This window comes from Catenibacterium faecis, from assembly GCF_014306455.1.
GTDB classification, from domain to species: Bacteria; Bacillota_I; Bacilli_A; order Erysipelotrichales; family Coprobacillaceae; genus Catenibacterium; species Catenibacterium mitsuoka_A.
The window spans coordinates 1-14,807 of record NZ_JACRWG010000035.1; the positions used below are offsets into that span (position 1 = coordinate 1).

Below are 14,807 nucleotides of genomic sequence, written 5' to 3' on the forward strand. Positions count from 1 at the left end.
CAACCTTTCTCATAATAACCTCCCCTGGAGGTTATAGTTTAACACGGCAAGTTGATATTGTCCCAATTGGGACAATATCAACTTGGATACATTAAGACATTATCATATTGGAATCAGAGGGGATTTTGAAATCAATAGTTTTTAATTGAAAATTAATGTATATGATGATATAATGGTCAAAATTTTGAAACAAAAGAAAGGAAAATTTTATGAAGAATATAAAAAATATGATTGTTGTAGGTGGTTTGTGTTTATCGATTGCTTGCAGCGCTGTTTTTACATTGTCTCCAATGACAGTATATGCTATAAATACAATAGAATATGAAACTGAATATATGGAACCGATAGAAGAAAGTGATTATCTTGTAAATCAAAATTCACGTAATATTTTTACAAAAATTGCAAAAAAAGCAGTAAAAAAAGCTATAAATAATAAGGCAAGATTAGTTAATTTTGCTGAAAAGGTGGCTGGTAAAACTGTAGCAAAAAATGTAAATAAATTTTTTACACCTATAACAAGAGCATTAAAACCGTTATTAAAATGGTCGGAAATACCAGGGCAAGCTGTTTACGATGCTATTTTTAGAGCAATTATTAATGCAGGTGGTAGTAGGTCTGTTGCGGCTAATGTGGCAAATGCTGTTAGAGAAGTATTAGAATGGACATTATTTTAATATGAGAGAAGACGATTATAAATTATCAATGGAAAAATTATATCAACAAAATAAATTGTTGATTTCGGCTTTATATGAAATATATGGAGAAGAAATTCAGTCAACAAGTTTATTTTGTTTAGAACATGATATTTCTTTTCTGACAAGGAACAAAATTATGATGGTTTTAAATAAGTATTCAATGCAGCATACAATGTCTGAATATTTATTTTGGAAAGAAAAGATATATTCAGAAGTAAAAGATTTTCCAAATTTGGATAATTGTGAATTTAAAAAAATGCTTTTGTTGTTTTGGAAAGATTATGTAATTACAGATGAATAACTATTAGAGATGCATATAAAATGCAAAAGAAGGACGGATTGTTCGATAGATTAGATTTCAGAGGATTGTTCGATAGATTAGATTTCAGAGGATTGTTCGATAGATTAGATTTCGTCTTGTCTTTTTCCTAATTATTAGGTATAATACATGAGAACACGAAGAAAAGGACTAGTATGTAATATACTTATATTGAGAGAGGAAGAGGCTGGTGGAAATCTTCTTATAAGATATTATTGAATTCACCTTGGAGTGCGGCTAATCCCCGCCGTAACACTGACGTTATAAGTGATAAAGTGCATATAGTGTATGCTATATGAATTTAGGATGGTACCGCGATTTAAGTCGTTCCTATTGGAACGGCTTTTTAATTTTTTAAGGAGGAAACATATGGATGAATTATTAAAAATCCAGGAAGAGGCACTTGCTAAAATTTCTGCATGTGCTGATGCGAAAGAATTAAATGACTTACGTGTATTCTATCTTGGTAAAAAAGGACCTATTCAGGCTGCTATGAAATCAATGAAGACTATGGCTCCTGAAGAAAGAAAAACATTTGGACAGGTTTCAAATAAGACTAAACAGGAAATTGGACAGGCTATTGAAGAAAAGAAAGCTTATTTAGAAGAAAAAGCTTTAAATGAACGTTTACTTGCAGAAGATATTGATATTTCTTTACCAGGTAATCGTTTACCAGTAGGATCTGTACATCCTTTAACACGTGTTAAGGAAGACTTAGAAGAATTATTCCTAGGTATGGGATATAAGGTAGCTGAAGGACCTGAAGTAGAATCAGATCATTTCAACTTCGAATTAATGAACTTACCTAAAGGACACCCTGCAAGAGATATGCAGGATACATTCTATATTGATGAAAATACATTAATGAGAACACATACTTCTCCTGTACAGGCACATGTTATGTTAGAAGCTAAGGGTAAAGGTCCTATTAAGGTTATCTGCCCTGGTAAGACATACCGTCGTGACGATGATGATGCCACTCATTCACATCAGTTCATGCAGTGTGAAGGACTTGTCATCGATAAGAATATCACTATGGGTGATCTAAAGGGTACATTAGATGTTTTCGCTAAGAAAATGTTTGGTGAAAAGCGTGAAATTCGTTTAAGACCTTCTTATTTCCCATTCACAGAACCAAGTGTAGAAGTAGATATCTCTTGTGCCAACTGTGGTGGTAAAGGCTGTGCTATGTGTAAAGGTACTGGATGGATTGAAGTATTAGGTGCTGGTATGGTTAATCCTCATGTATTAGAAATGTGTGGATTTGATCCTAAGGAATACCAGGGATTTGCATTTGGTATCGGACTAGAAAGAGTTGCTATGTTGAAATATGATATTGATAATATCCGTGATTTCTACAATAATGACTTAAGATTCTTAGAACAGTTCGAAAGAAAGGAGTAGTATATGTTAGCTAGTTTACATTTATTAAATAGATATGTGAAAGTAGATGATCAAGATCCTGCAGAACTTGCAGAAAAGATCACTCGTATTGGATTAGAAGTAGAAGGACAGGGACCTCTTGCGAAAGGGACTAAGCTTGTTGTTGGTTATGTAAAGGAATGTATTGAACATCCTAATTCTGACCATCTTCATATCTGTCAGGTAGAAACTGCCCCTGGTGAAGTAAGACAGATTGTATGTGGTGCACCTAATGTGGCTGCTGGTGAAAAGGTTATTGTGGCATTACCAGGATGTGAACTTGAAGGCGGTAAGATTTCTTCAGGTGCTATTAGAGGCGAAAAGTCTGATGGTATGATCTGTTCTATTGCTGAACTTGGATTAGATAACCGTTTATTAAAAGAAGAAGATAAAGCTGGTATTCATGTATTACCAGAAGATGCACCAGTAGGTACAGAAGCACTAACTTATCTTGGTTTAGATGATTATATTCTTGATATTGGTTTAACACCAAATAGAGCTGATTGTATGGCTATGCAGTCTTTAGCTTATGAAGCAGCTGCTGTATTAGGTAGAAAAGTTATTTTACCAGAAATCAAGAAATATCCTGAAGAAAAGAGTGAAATTGAAGTTCATGTAGAAACTCCTTTATGCTCATTCTTTGGCGCTAAATTAGTGAAGGGTGTAAAAACTAAAGAATCACCTAAATGGATGCAAAATGCATTACTTGCATCAGGTATTAAGCCTATTAATAATATTGTAGACATTTCAAACTTCGTCATGGTTGAAACAGGTCAGCCTATTCATATGTATGACTATGATAAGCTTGCAAAGAAGGCTTTCGTCATCAAGACTGGATTCAATCAGAAGGCTGTTCTTCTTGATGAAAATGAATATGATATCTTGCCTGAAGATGTTATTGTATCAACTGATGATGGCATTGGCTGTGTTGCTGGTGTTATGGGTGGTAATGACACTAAGATTGATGAGAATACTAAAAATATCGTTATTGAAGCAGCAACTTTTGATGGTGCTGCATTAAGAAATACAGCAAGACGTATGAACTTATTAACAGATGCATCACAGCATTATATCAAGGGTGCTATTGATACAATGAGTTCATTAAAGGTATTAGATCGCTGCACTGATTTATTAGTACAGCTTGCGGATGCTGAAACTATTTATGAAACAGTACATACACCTCTTGATGAAACAAGAAGAACTGTCACTATCGAATTATCAAGAGTAAATGGCTTACTAGGTACTTCATTAACTGTAAAAGAAGTATCTGATATCTTCGATAGCTTATGCTTTGAATATACATTAGAAGATGAATTATTTACTGTAACTGTTCCTACATATCGTAATGATATTACTATGGATGCAGATTTAGTGGAAGAAGTCGCACGTATCTATGGATATGATAATCTTCCAACTACTTTACCTGTCATGAATATGACAGATGGTGTCTTAACACCAAAACAGTCTAAAGAACAGTTAATTAGACATACACTTGTAGACCTTGGTTTACATGAAACATTAACTTATACATTAACAAGTGAAGCAACTGTCAATGAATTCAACTTATTCCATTCTTTAGACAATACAGTTAAGTTAATGAGCCCTTTAGGTGAAGAAAGAAGCGCTGCAAGAAAATCGCTTATTGGTTCTCTTTTACAGACAATTCATTACAACAATGCACATTCAAATAAGGATGTTAACATCTTTGAAATTGCGAATACATATTCTGACAAGGAAGTATCTAACTTAGCAATTGCGGTAAGTGGAGACTATGTCAATGTTCCTTGGATGGGTAAGAAGGAAGCCGTTGATTTCTATCTTGTGAAAGGCTTTGTAGAAACATTATTCAAGAAATTATGTATTGAAGAATCACGTTATACTTTTGAAAAGGTAGAAGCAGATAATAAGGACTTCCATCCAGGTAGAAGTGGTTATATCAAGATGGGTAAGGAAATTGTAGGTGTTATCGGACAGGTACATCCTGCAAAAGCAAAGGCTTATGAAGTCAATGATACATATGTGGCAGAATTGAACTTAACAGCTATTCTTGCATTACGTACTCGTGCATTAAAATTCAAGGCTATTCCTCTATATCCATCAGTATCTCGTGATATCGCTTTAGTTGTTGATTCAAAAGTACCTGCTGCAGATGTAGTTAAGACAATCAAACGTGCAAGCAAACAGCTTGTAAAGAGTGCAGAAGTATTCGATGTTTATGAAGGTGAACATATGGAAGAAGGTAAGAAGTCATTGGCTATCTCACTATTATTCCAGGATCCATCTCGTACATTGGATGACGCAACAATCAACTCAGCTATGGAAAAAATTCTTGAAGCCTGCAAGAAGGACCATAACGCCGTGTTAAGAGGTTAAGATCAGTGCTTGCACTGATCTTTTTTTACTTATGAAACTGATTTTTTCGGATTTAGATGGGACACTCCTTCATAGTGATAATACGCTTTCTGATATGACATTACAGGCTATAAAGAAGGTGTATGAACATGATGATTTATTTATTCCTATCTCTTCAAGACTTCCTGAAAGTATTCAATCATTTGTCCCTTATAAAGCACCTTTGGTAGCTCATAATGGTGCACTGATTATTTTAGAGGATGAAATCATCTCTTATACAATACCAACGGATATTGTCTATGATATATGTTCTTATTGTGATGATTTAGATTGGAATATTTATGATGGTAATAACTGGTATTCTACAAATCAATATTTTAAAGATCATGCGATAGAAGAGTCTTATATTGGTAAAATATCGATTAAGATTGGATTAGAAGACATAAAAAAAATACAGACCATTCATAAAATAGTCTGTATTGGATCTATTGGCCATATCAATTCTTATTTAAAGGAAACATATCCTTCTTTACATATAACACGTAGTGCTTCTTATTATCTAGAAATCACACATAAAGAAGCCACTAAAGCCAATGCGATTCAAACGGTGGCCCATCATTATCAAATTCCATTAGAGAATACAATCGCCTTTGGTGATTATTATAATGATGAAGATATGTTAGATATTGCAGGGGTAAGTTATGTCGTAGACAATGCCCCTGATGACTTAAAAGAAAAAGCAGATCATGTTACTTTAAGTAATAATGATGATGGTGTTGCCTTTATTTTAAATCAATTTTACGATAAGGAATCGCTTTAATTGTTTCTTTAAAAAAGCCTGGATTCACTAGATCAAGAAGCTGTGCCCCTCTTTTTTCAATATCTAAAGCAGGATGCTTATGTTTTGTGATGTTAGTGATGATTTTATATTCTGTATTCTTTTTAGCTGTTTTGATGTAACGCTGTCCACTCGCAGATAAGCCAAGAATATGAATATAATCAATATCCATGGCTTTTTTCATTTCATCTTTTGTGTTATGAAGAAGAATATGAATAAGCATTCTTTGTATTCTGCTTCTTGTATAGCGTTTACTTGTTAAACTGTTAATTAACTCTTCTAGACTATAAGTTTCTTGATTCACTTTATACAAGCGGTCATCCAAACCTTCTTCTATCATATGAAGCCCTTCAAGAGGAGTAAAGGTAATTAAATACTTTAAATAAGGGTAGAACTCTTCTAGAGTAAAGAAATGAGAGTCTTTATAAGTTTCATATCCAGGTAATTGATGGGATACATCAATTCCTTGCTTGAGTGCAATGCGTAGAGATGTGGCGCTAGAAATTCTTTCAATATTTTTTGCATGATAATCATTGGTACGCTTAATGCAGTGCATGGAAATAGGATACTGATTATGAACCACCTCTTTGACATAACTTAGTCCTAATAAATCATTAGGTGTTCTCACTTCCTTATTTAAAATAAACTGCAATGCTTGATTACAAGCATCAGGATAACGTAATCCATCCTTCATACCTTCTTTAACTTTCATATTGTAAGTATCAGGGTCTTGTTCAATACCTTCAGCTATTTCTAAGAATGTCTCTATATTGCCATCCTCACTACCAAATACAAGATCAGTCACGCCCATTTCATGGAGTAATGTGACGGCTCCTTTCGCAAAATAATCTGCACTCTGACAGGCATAAACAAGAGGAAGTTCTATAACGATATCTATGCCTTCTTCTATTGCGATTGCGGCTCTTTTTTGATAACTGATCATTGCCGGTTCTCCTCTTTGTACAAAAGAACTGCTCATGACACATATAGTTAAATCAGGCAAAATTAGTTTTTTAGCTTCCTGAAGATGTAAGCGATGGCCTAGATGATAGGGGTTATATTCTGTAATAATACCTAGTATTCTCATGGAATCACCTCAAAAAGTATTGTATCATAATGGACTGATAATACAAATAATGATATACTTTTTGTATTAGGAGGATTATTAATATGGCTTTAGAATTTAGATATGATACACAGTTATTAATTGATGGTCATGATTTAGATGAAGATGAAATCAATGATTATATCACTGAACATTTTAAAGGAGACTGCCTTCTTGCAGTAGGTGATGAAGACTTAATTAAGATTCATTTCCATACAAATGAACCATGGCAGTTATTAGAATATTGTTCTACTTTAGGTGAAATCTATGACATCGTAGTAGAAGATATGGATCGTCAATCTAGAGGTCTGAAGGGATAACTTTCATCTTTGATGAAAGTTTTTGTTTATGATGTTTGGACTAGGTACAATCATTAACTGCAGTGCTATTATTATAGCCGGTATTGCAGGGATGGTTTTTGGAAATCATCTTAAAGAATCAATGCAGAATACATTGATGAAAGCAGATGGAGTCGCTGTTATTTTCATAGGTATTGCAGGAGCATTAAGTAAAATGCTTGTAATAAAGGGTGGCACTATCGATACAAAGGGTACTATGATGATGATTATTTCATTGTCACTTGGTGCGATTGTAGGAGAAATGCTGGACTTAGATGGCAAGATGATTCACTTTGGTGAATGGCTTAAAATTAAAACAGGCAATGCAAAGGATCATAAGTTTGTAGATGGTTTTGTGACAGCTTCATTAGCAGTCTGTATTGGTGCTATGGCTGTTGTTGGGGCTATTGAAGACGGGGTTCATGGAAATCATTCTATTCTGTTTGCGAAAGCAATACTTGATTTTGTGATTATTCTTGTGATGAGTGCTACCCTTGGTAAGGGATGCTTATTTGCTTTTGTACCTGTTGGATTATTTCAGGGAATAATCACTCTTTTATCAAGTATGATTAGTCCCTATATTACTGCTTCTGCCATGAGTGCACTTTCTTTTATTGGTTCAATACTTATATTTTGTGTAGGTGTTAATCTGGTATTTGATACAAAAATTCGTGTCGCTAACCTTTTACCAGCTTTAATTGTTGCATGTATATGCACTGTTTTTCCGTTGTAAGAAACTTTTACTTGCATTTCTTTTTGTTTTTTGTAGAATATTTATGAGGAGTGACGGCGATGGAAAACAAGATTCGATTAAGTCCTAAAAGAATTCTTAATAAAGAATTTTCTATTGAAACAAAGGGCTATAGCGCAAATGAAGTAGACAGTTATCTTGATATTGTGAAAGAAGATTATCTAAATTTTCAATCTATGTTGAATGAATCTTATGATGAAATTGAAAGTCTTCAAAAAGAGAATGCTGCTTTGAGAAGAAAACTCAATGAATTATTAAGAGAAAGACAGGATCAAAGAGATAATGCACACGTCATGGAAGAGAGCTTGAATAACAATGTCGATGTCCTCAGACGTATTTCTCAATTAGAAAGAGAAGTCTATCATAAAAATAAAGATTAATATGTGTCTGCGAGAACTGATCGCTGGAAACAGAGGAAAGTCCGTGCTGCCACTATCTGAGATGATAGTAGTGATCGTGCTGAGGCCAATAACCTCAGGCAGAAATGACAACGGTGAACGCCTAAGTCTTAAGATATGGAACTAGCCATAAAGTGCCACAGAAACGAATACTGTTAGAAATGACAGGGTGAAAAGGGGTAAACTTCACGAGGCAGAAACCCAAATTTTGGTAGGGGAGTCTAGCAAAAGGAATTGAACGGATGCTAGGTAGAGAAATCTAAGATAAATGATGAGTTGAAAAACAGAACACGGCTTATAAGAGCAGACTCATAGATGGTTTCCATTGGGAACCGTCTTTTTTTGTGTATCTATAATAGTTGTAAAATGACACTATTTGTGGTTAAATAGACTTGATATGAATGCAAGGAGGCTTAGAGATGAATATTAGTGAAATAATTAAACAGAAAAGAGAGGAAAAAGGATTATCTGTAGAAGAATTATCTTCACAGACAATGCTTTCAATCGCAATAATTAAAGATTTAGAAAATGGCAACTTTGACCATTATCAGGGTGAAGAAGCCTATATGAAGATGTATTTAAGAAAAATCTGCCGTGCTCTTGATATAAATGAAAAAGAAGTACAGAATGAATATTTAAATTTAACTCAGAAAATTGAGTTAGAAGAATTACAGGAAGCAGAAGCACAGAATGAGCATGCAAAGAAAAAGTTATCTGCAGATGAGGAAAAAGCAAAAGCTTTCCGTTTTGAAAAGCCTTCATTTACAAATAATAAAGGTGTCGTAGGTGATAAGAGTCATTTGAATGTGATTAGAGTGATTATTATTGTATTACTTGTTGCGATGATTTTCTGTATAGGTTTCTTTGCGATTAGTAAAACAAAGTCTAAGGCAAATGTGCCATCATTTACAAGTGATCAGCAGACAGCAACAGGTGAAGTGACTAAGAAGCCTTCTAAAAAGAAAACTGAAAAGAAGAAAAAAGAAGAAACTGTACCTGCAGTGACTTATACAAGAAATAGTGATTTAAATTATAATTTTAAATTAAAGGATCCAAATGCACAGACTTTTAAATTAAAGGTTGAATATTCTAAGAAGTGCTGGGGTAGTCTTTATGTAAACCGTACTAAATACACTCAGTTTGAAGGTAAGGTTTATAATGAAGGCGACAGTGTTGAATTAACACTCAATACAGCAGACTTTAGCACATTAAGACTTGTAAGTGGTGAACAGTCTGGTGTTAAGGTATATGTGGATGATGTAGAAGTTCCATTAACTGATGAAGAAAAGGCAGAAACAGGACTTAAATATACTTATTTGACATTGGAGAAGTAAGATGAATTTACCAAATCGTTTAACAGTAACACGTTTATGTCTTGTGCCAGTATTTATCGCATTATATTTATGTCCTTATTTTACAGATATCAGTGTGCCTCAGATTCATATTCTCTTTACTGATATCTCTGTCATTCAGTTATTAGCTTTTATTGTATTTTTAGGAGCATCTCTTACAGACTTTCTAGATGGTTATCTTGCAAGAAAAAATCATCTTGTCACTACTTTTGGTAAGTTTGTGGATCCTATTGCTGATAAGATGCTTGTAAATTCAGCACTTATTCTTCTTACTTGGAACAATAAGATGTCAGTCATTGCCTTAATCGTTATGCTTTTAAGAGATACTTTCGTGGATGGTGTACGTCTTGTTGCGTCTAGTTCTAATAGAGTTCTTGCTGCTAGTATTTATGGAAAACTTAAGACAGTCACTCAAATGGTGGGTATTTGTCTTCTCTTATTAAATAATCCAATCTTTGCACACTGGGATATCCCATTTGCGAATTATGTCATTAATATCGCAGCATGCGTTTCATTATTATCTGGTATTGATTATTTCTGGAAGAATAGAGATTTAATCATGGAGAGTATGTAATATGGAAGATTTAGTTAGATTGTTGATAAAAAAGAATGTAACAATTTCTAGTGTTGAAAGCTTTACAGTAGGAAATTTTGCGGCAACTCTTGGATCAGTTCCAGGAGTTTCTGCTGTTTATAAGGGAAGTCTTGTTAGTTATCAGACAATTATTAAGCATCAGGTATTAGGTATCCCTCAGGAAGTGATTGATACCTATGGTGTAGTATCGAATGAAGTAGCAGGCCTTATGTGTATCAATGGACAGAAGATGTTTGATACAGATCTTTGTATTTCATTTACAGGTAATGCAGGTCCAGATGCTATGGAAGGCAAGAAGGTCGGTTTGATATATATTGGAATTGCCTATAAGGATGAAGTTCATACATATGAATATGAACTAGAAGGCAGTCGTAAACAGATTGTAGAACAAGCTCTTGCAATCGGAAAAATGAAGATTTCTGAAATTTTGAAGTAATTTACAAATAATTGTCGTATGAATATGTATGGAGGTATATGTTTATGGCGAAGGAAAAGAAAACTGCAGTCAAAGATACTGATGCAGCGTTAGATGATGCAATTAGTCAAATTGAAAAGAAATTTGGTAAAGGGTCTGTTATGCGTCTTGGAGACCGTACAGCAGTGGATGTAGACGTCATCCCTTCAGGCTCTTTAACTCTTGATAAAGCATTAGGTATTGGTGGTTACCCTAAAGGCCGTATTATCGAAATATATGGTCCTGAATCAAGTGGTAAAACAACTCTTACATTACATGCGATTGCCCAGGCACAAAAGCAGGGTGGTAAAGCAGCGTTCATTGATGCAGAACATGCCATTGATCCTGTTTATGCAAAGAATTTAGGTGTTGATATTGATGAATTGATTCTTTCACAGCCAGATAGTGGTGAACAGGCATTAGAGATTGCTGAAATGCTGGTGCGTTCTGGTGTGATTGATTTGATTGTTATTGACTCGGTCGCAGCTCTTGTTCCACAGGTGGAATTAGATGGTGAAATGGGAGATGCAGCAGTTGGTTTACAGGCACGTTTGATGAGTAAGGCTTTAAGAAAACTTTCAGGTGTTATGAATAAGACAAACTGTACTGTGATCTTTATTAACCAGCTACGTGAAAAGATTGGGGTTATGTATGGAAATCCAGAAACAACAACAGGTGGTCGTGCCTTGAAGTTCTATTCTTCTGTACGTGTAGAAATTAGAAGAAGTGAACAGATCAAACAGAATGGCGAAATTATTGGTAATAAAGCCAATATCAAGGTTGTTAAGAATAAAGTAGCACCTCCATTTAAGACAACTCAGGTTGATATTATCTATGGTAAAGGTATTTCACGTGATGGTGAAATTCTTGATTTAGCAGTAGAAGGTGATATTGTAGAAAAATCAGGTGCCTGGTATGCTTATAATGGTGAGAAAATCGGACAGGGAAGGGAAAATGCGAAAAACTTCCTTATCGAACATCCAGCTATCTTTGAAGAAGTGGAAGAAAAAGTTAAAGCACAGCTCTTTGGCACTGAAGAAGTGGATGAAGCTGCCCAATAGTCTCGTTTAATAGGCGGAATATTCCGCCTTTTAGTGAAGTGTGGTGTAAATATGAAAAAAACAGAACAGCTTATAATCAATACATTCCTAGAACTTGTTGAAGAAAAACCTCTTGATAAGATCACGATTCAGGATATTGCGAATAAATGTGGTATTAATAGAAATACCTTTTACTATCATTTTGATGATATATATTCTTTGATTGAATCTGTCTTTAATAATCATGTTGTGACCATTGAACGGATGTTTGAAGAAGGTGCTTCATGGAGTGAATGTTCTGAGGTTGCTTTGAATTTTTTAGTGCAAAATCGTCGCGCCATTAGACATATTGCGTTTTCAATGAACCGTAATCAGTTAGATCATTATCTGTTTGTAGTATTTAAAAGAATATTTACAGAATATTTATTGGATAACTTTATTGTGAATATATCAGATGAAAAATTTGATAATCTCATTCTATTTTATACATATGCGATTATGGGATGCATAGATCATAATTTTATTGAAAACAACAACGATATTGAATTAGAAGCACTTCTAGATAAGTTTAATACCATATTGTTGATGACAAATCCCCTTAAAACAAGTAAGCAGTCTAGATAGAAGACTGCTTTTTTACGTTAAAGTATGATTGAAAAGTGAATATAAATACATTATAATATAACTAGTGCTTTTTAGCACATTTATACATAGGACACGGAGGGCTTTTATATGAATTTAATTAAAGTCTTGACCTATGTTCTTGTGTTTGTCTTAGGTGCAGGATGTTATTATATGTATATCCGTTTGAAGATTTCTAAAGCAAATGCAGATGCCAAAACAATTGTTGAAGAAGCTAATACAAAAGCAGACAATCTCATTAAAGAAGCAACGCTTGATGCAAAGACAAAAGCTTATGAATATAAGCTTGAAGCTGAAAAAGAAGCAAAGCAGCAGCGTTTAGAATTGACTAAGTTTGAAAATAAGCTATTACAACGTGAACAGAACATCGACCGTAGAGATATTTCTTTACAGGGAAAGGAAGATGCTCTTGAAGCAAGAAGCCAACAATTAAATAAGAAAAAGGCGGAACTAGAGGTCAAGGAAGAAAAGCTACAACATCAGATTGATGAAAAAGTAGCCGAACTTGAAAAAATTGCAGCTATGTCTGCACAGGAAGCAAAAGCTGAACTCTTTAAACAAGTAGAACAGCGTATGGAGACTGAAGTCACTGCTTATATCAAAGAACAAGAAGATGAAGCAAAGACTAAAGCTTCATTATTTGCAAAGGATATTATTGCGAATGCCTTGAATCGTTATTCTCAGGAAGAAGTCATTGAACGCACAGTCAGTGTAGTAGCACTTCCAAGTGAAGAAATGAAGGGGCGTATTATCGGTCGTGAAGGTCGTAATATTAAGGCAATTGAAAATGCGACTGGTGTTGATTTAATTATCGATGATACTCCAGAAGTGATTACATTATCATGTTTTGATCCAATTCGTCGTGAAGTGGCTCGTTTATCACTTGAAACACTTATTCATGATGGACGTATTCAGCCAGGACGTATTGAAGAAGTAGTCGCTAAGACTAAGAAGGATTTAGATGATACTATTTTAAAGGCAGGGCAGGATGCTGTCTTTGAATTAGGACTATCAAAAATGAACAAAGAACTTGTCATGATGATTGGTAAGTTAAAATATCGTACAAGTTATGGTCAGAATGCTTTACAGCATTCAATCGAAGTGGCTCATTTTGCCGGTATTATGGCCTCTGAACTTGGATTAAATCAGCAGCTTGCTAAACGTGCTGGTTTATTACATGACTTAGGTAAAGCAGTAGACCATGAAATGGAAGGAAGTCATGTTGAATTAGGTGCTAAATTCGCTAAGAAATTTGGGGAAAATGCGACTGTAATCAATGCGATTGAATCTCATCATGGTGATGTTCCAGCAACATCTATCATTGCAGTACTCATCTCTGCGGCAGATACATTATCAGCTGCAAGACCTGGTAGTAGAAGTGAAAAAATTGAAAATTATATCCAGAGACTTGAAAAACTTGAAGAATTGCCTAAACAGTTTGAAGGTGTGGATAAGGTATTTGCTATCCAGGCAGGTCGTGAAATTAGAGTTATCGTTAATCCAGAAAAGATTGATGACTTAAAAGCACATAAGCTTGCAAGAGATGTCAAAGAAAAGATTGAAACCGAACTCACTTACCCAGGACATATTAAAGTAACTGTGATCCGTGAGATTCGTGCTAATGAAATAGCTAAGTAGATAGGGTCCAACCTATCTACTTTTTCTTTAAGGATGTGAATAAAATGAATATATTATTTATAGGAGATATTTTTGGCAAGACAGGACGTAAAATGATTGCGACCTATCTACCAAAAATTGTAGAAAAATATAGTGTTGAATGTGTCATTGCGAATGGTGAGAATACAAGCCATGGTAAAGGATTATTACAGAAACATTATGATGAATTACTGTCTTATGGTATTTCTTTAATTACTATGGGAAATCATACGTATTCAAAGAAAGAAATCTTTGATTATATTGATGAAGCAGATCGTTTAATTGTCCCACTCAATAAGCCACTTGCAATGCCAGGAGTAGGTTCTAGAGTCATTGAGGTAAAAGGTAAAAAAATAAGAGTGACTAATTTACTTGGTCTTACCTTTATGGATGGAAAACCTCAAAATCCATTTGAAGCTATTGAGCCTGTACTAGAAAATGATAACAGTGATATCCATATCATTGACTTCCATGGTGAAGCAACAAGTGAAAAAATAGCCTTTGGTTACTATGTAGATGGATGTGTCAGTGCAGTATTAGGTACTCATACACATGTTCCTACAGGTGATGAAAAGATTCTTCCAAAGGGCACAGCATTCCAATGCGATGTTGGAATGACTGGACCATATGAAAGTGTTATTGGGTGTGAAAAAGAAGCAATCATTGAACGTAGTGTTAAGGGTATTATGACACCTTTTAGAGTTGTTGAAGATGAAGGACAGCTTTGTGCAACATTGCTTCATTTTGATGGAAACAAGTGTACAAACATTGAAAGAATCAGAATTGATCCACAGGTAAAGTTCAAGTAAAAACAAGAGAAAGCGTCTTCACATTTTGTGAAGAATACAGT

General features: G+C 34.5%; 16 protein-coding genes, 1 other RNA gene and 1 other annotated feature. Of the genes, 16 read left to right on the forward strand and 1 reads right to left on the reverse strand.

What is annotated here, in order from left to right:
- Positions 1-209: 209 nt before the first annotated feature.
- The 5 genes from H8909_RS08475 (at position 210) to H8909_RS08495 (ending at position 5,608) form a co-directional block, all read left to right on the forward strand.
- The gene (locus H8909_RS08475; protein WP_117459249.1) at positions 210-674 is read left to right on the forward strand and encodes a YqxI family protein; all 465 of its coding nucleotides are present in this window, start codon (positions 210-212) and stop codon (positions 672-674) included.
- A gap of 1 nt (position 675) precedes the next feature.
- On the forward strand, positions 676-996 hold the full coding sequence (locus H8909_RS08480; protein ID WP_022424170.1) for a hypothetical protein: 321 nt from the start codon (positions 676-678) through the stop codon (positions 994-996).
- 149 nt (positions 997-1,145) lie between these two features.
- Positions 1,146-1,349 (forward strand) — a binding site (T-box leader).
- Positions 1,350-1,383: 34 nt separating this feature from the next.
- The gene (gene pheS / locus H8909_RS08485) at positions 1,384-2,418 is read left to right on the forward strand and encodes a phenylalanine--tRNA ligase subunit alpha (RefSeq protein ID WP_040389820.1); all 1,035 of its coding nucleotides are present in this window, start codon (positions 1,384-1,386) and stop codon (positions 2,416-2,418) included.
- Between the two features lie 3 nt (positions 2,419-2,421).
- Complete coding sequence (gene pheT / locus H8909_RS08490) at positions 2,422-4,809, forward strand: phenylalanine--tRNA ligase subunit beta (RefSeq protein WP_187012512.1); 2,388 nt, start codon at positions 2,422-2,424, stop codon at positions 4,807-4,809.
- 31 nt (positions 4,810-4,840) lie between these two features.
- Positions 4,841-5,608: a Cof-type HAD-IIB family hydrolase gene (locus H8909_RS08495; protein ID WP_187012513.1), complete on the forward strand. Its 768-nt coding sequence runs from the start codon at positions 4,841-4,843 to the stop codon at positions 5,606-5,608.
- Here H8909_RS08495 and H8909_RS08500 read toward each other — a convergent pair.
- A complete protein-coding gene (locus tag H8909_RS08500; protein WP_187012514.1) occupies positions 5,571-6,713 on the reverse strand; it encodes a nucleotidyltransferase in 1,143 nt (380 codons plus the stop codon). The two genes, H8909_RS08495 and H8909_RS08500, sit on opposite strands and share 38 nt — an antisense overlap.
- Positions 6,714-6,796: 83 nt before the next feature.
- Here H8909_RS08500 and H8909_RS08505 point away from each other — a divergent pair, with 83 nt between their 5' ends.
- From H8909_RS08505 to H8909_RS08555, 11 genes are all read left to right on the forward strand, one after another.
- A complete protein-coding gene (locus H8909_RS08505; protein WP_006505469.1) occupies positions 6,797-7,051 on the forward strand; it encodes a fatty acid kinase subunit FakA-related protein in 255 nt (84 codons plus the stop codon).
- A 28-nt stretch (positions 7,052-7,079) separates the two neighbouring features.
- The gene (locus H8909_RS08510; RefSeq protein WP_238928256.1) at positions 7,080-7,802 is read left to right on the forward strand and encodes a DUF554 domain-containing protein; all 723 of its coding nucleotides are present in this window, start codon (positions 7,080-7,082) and stop codon (positions 7,800-7,802) included.
- Between the two features lie 59 nt (positions 7,803-7,861).
- On the forward strand, positions 7,862-8,200 hold the full coding sequence (locus tag H8909_RS08515; RefSeq protein WP_022424176.1) for a DivIVA domain-containing protein: 339 nt from the start codon (positions 7,862-7,864) through the stop codon (positions 8,198-8,200).
- 12 nt (positions 8,201-8,212) lie between these two features.
- Positions 8,213-8,517, forward strand: an RNA gene (rnpB, locus tag H8909_RS08520) — RNase P RNA component class B.
- Between the two features lie 120 nt (positions 8,518-8,637).
- Positions 8,638-9,552: a helix-turn-helix domain-containing protein gene (locus H8909_RS08525; protein ID WP_187012515.1), complete on the forward strand. Its 915-nt coding sequence runs from the start codon at positions 8,638-8,640 to the stop codon at positions 9,550-9,552.
- A gap of 1 nt (position 9,553) precedes the next feature.
- Complete coding sequence (pgsA, locus tag H8909_RS08530; protein ID WP_022424178.1) at positions 9,554-10,144, forward strand: CDP-diacylglycerol--glycerol-3-phosphate 3-phosphatidyltransferase; 591 nt, start codon at positions 9,554-9,556, stop codon at positions 10,142-10,144.
- A gap of 1 nt (position 10,145) precedes the next feature.
- Entirely contained in the window at positions 10,146-10,601 is a 456-nt protein-coding gene (locus H8909_RS08535) for a CinA family protein (protein WP_022424179.1), read from the forward strand.
- 38 nt (positions 10,602-10,639) lie between these two features.
- Positions 10,640-11,680, forward strand: coding sequence for a recombinase RecA (gene recA / locus H8909_RS08540; RefSeq protein ID WP_432269760.1), 1,041 nt, complete (start codon positions 10,640-10,642; stop codon positions 11,678-11,680).
- Positions 11,681-11,731: 51 nt separating this feature from the next.
- On the forward strand, positions 11,732-12,283 hold the full coding sequence (locus tag H8909_RS08545) for a TetR/AcrR family transcriptional regulator (RefSeq protein WP_187012517.1): 552 nt from the start codon (positions 11,732-11,734) through the stop codon (positions 12,281-12,283).
- 108 nt (positions 12,284-12,391) lie between these two features.
- Positions 12,392-13,939 (forward strand): ribonuclease Y, encoded by a 1,548-nt coding sequence (gene rny / locus H8909_RS08550; RefSeq protein WP_117459257.1) that lies wholly within the window; start codon positions 12,392-12,394, stop codon positions 13,937-13,939.
- A 44-nt stretch (positions 13,940-13,983) separates the two neighbouring features.
- Positions 13,984-14,766, forward strand: a complete 783-nt coding sequence (locus tag H8909_RS08555; RefSeq protein ID WP_187012518.1) for a TIGR00282 family metallophosphoesterase — start codon at positions 13,984-13,986, stop codon at positions 14,764-14,766.
- Positions 14,767-14,807: the final 41 nt, after the last annotated feature.

Excerpts from the sequence above, each read along its gene's own strand:
- H8909_RS08475 (WP_117459249.1), top strand. The coding sequence starts at position 210 with ATGAAGAATATAAAAAATATGATTGTTGTAGGTGGTTTGTGTTTATCG.
- H8909_RS08480 (WP_022424170.1), top strand. The coding sequence starts at position 676 with ATGAGAGAAGACGATTATAAATTATCAATGGAAAAATTATATCAACAA.
- pheS (WP_040389820.1), top strand. The coding sequence starts at position 1,384 with ATGGATGAATTATTAAAAATCCAGGAAGAGGCACTTGCTAAAATTTCT.
- pheT (WP_187012512.1), top strand. The coding sequence starts at position 2,422 with ATGTTAGCTAGTTTACATTTATTAAATAGATATGTGAAAGTAGATGAT.
- H8909_RS08495 (WP_187012513.1), top strand. The coding sequence starts at position 4,841 with ATGAAACTGATTTTTTCGGATTTAGATGGGACACTCCTTCATAGTGAT.
- H8909_RS08500 (WP_187012514.1), bottom strand. The coding sequence starts at position 6,713 with ATGAGAATACTAGGTATTATTACAGAATATAACCCCTATCATCTAGGC.
- H8909_RS08505 (WP_006505469.1), top strand. The coding sequence starts at position 6,797 with ATGGCTTTAGAATTTAGATATGATACACAGTTATTAATTGATGGTCAT.
- H8909_RS08510 (WP_238928256.1), top strand. The coding sequence starts at position 7,080 with ATGATGTTTGGACTAGGTACAATCATTAACTGCAGTGCTATTATTATA.
- H8909_RS08515 (WP_022424176.1), top strand. The coding sequence starts at position 7,862 with ATGGAAAACAAGATTCGATTAAGTCCTAAAAGAATTCTTAATAAAGAA.
- H8909_RS08525 (WP_187012515.1), top strand. The coding sequence starts at position 8,638 with ATGAATATTAGTGAAATAATTAAACAGAAAAGAGAGGAAAAAGGATTA.
- pgsA (WP_022424178.1), top strand. The coding sequence starts at position 9,554 with ATGAATTTACCAAATCGTTTAACAGTAACACGTTTATGTCTTGTGCCA.
- H8909_RS08535 (WP_022424179.1), top strand. The coding sequence starts at position 10,146 with ATGGAAGATTTAGTTAGATTGTTGATAAAAAAGAATGTAACAATTTCT.
- recA (WP_432269760.1), top strand. The coding sequence starts at position 10,640 with ATGTTTATGGCGAAGGAAAAGAAAACTGCAGTCAAAGATACTGATGCA.
- H8909_RS08545 (WP_187012517.1), top strand. The coding sequence starts at position 11,732 with ATGAAAAAAACAGAACAGCTTATAATCAATACATTCCTAGAACTTGTT.
- rny (WP_117459257.1), top strand. The coding sequence starts at position 12,392 with ATGAATTTAATTAAAGTCTTGACCTATGTTCTTGTGTTTGTCTTAGGT.
- H8909_RS08555 (WP_187012518.1), top strand. The coding sequence starts at position 13,984 with ATGAATATATTATTTATAGGAGATATTTTTGGCAAGACAGGACGTAAA.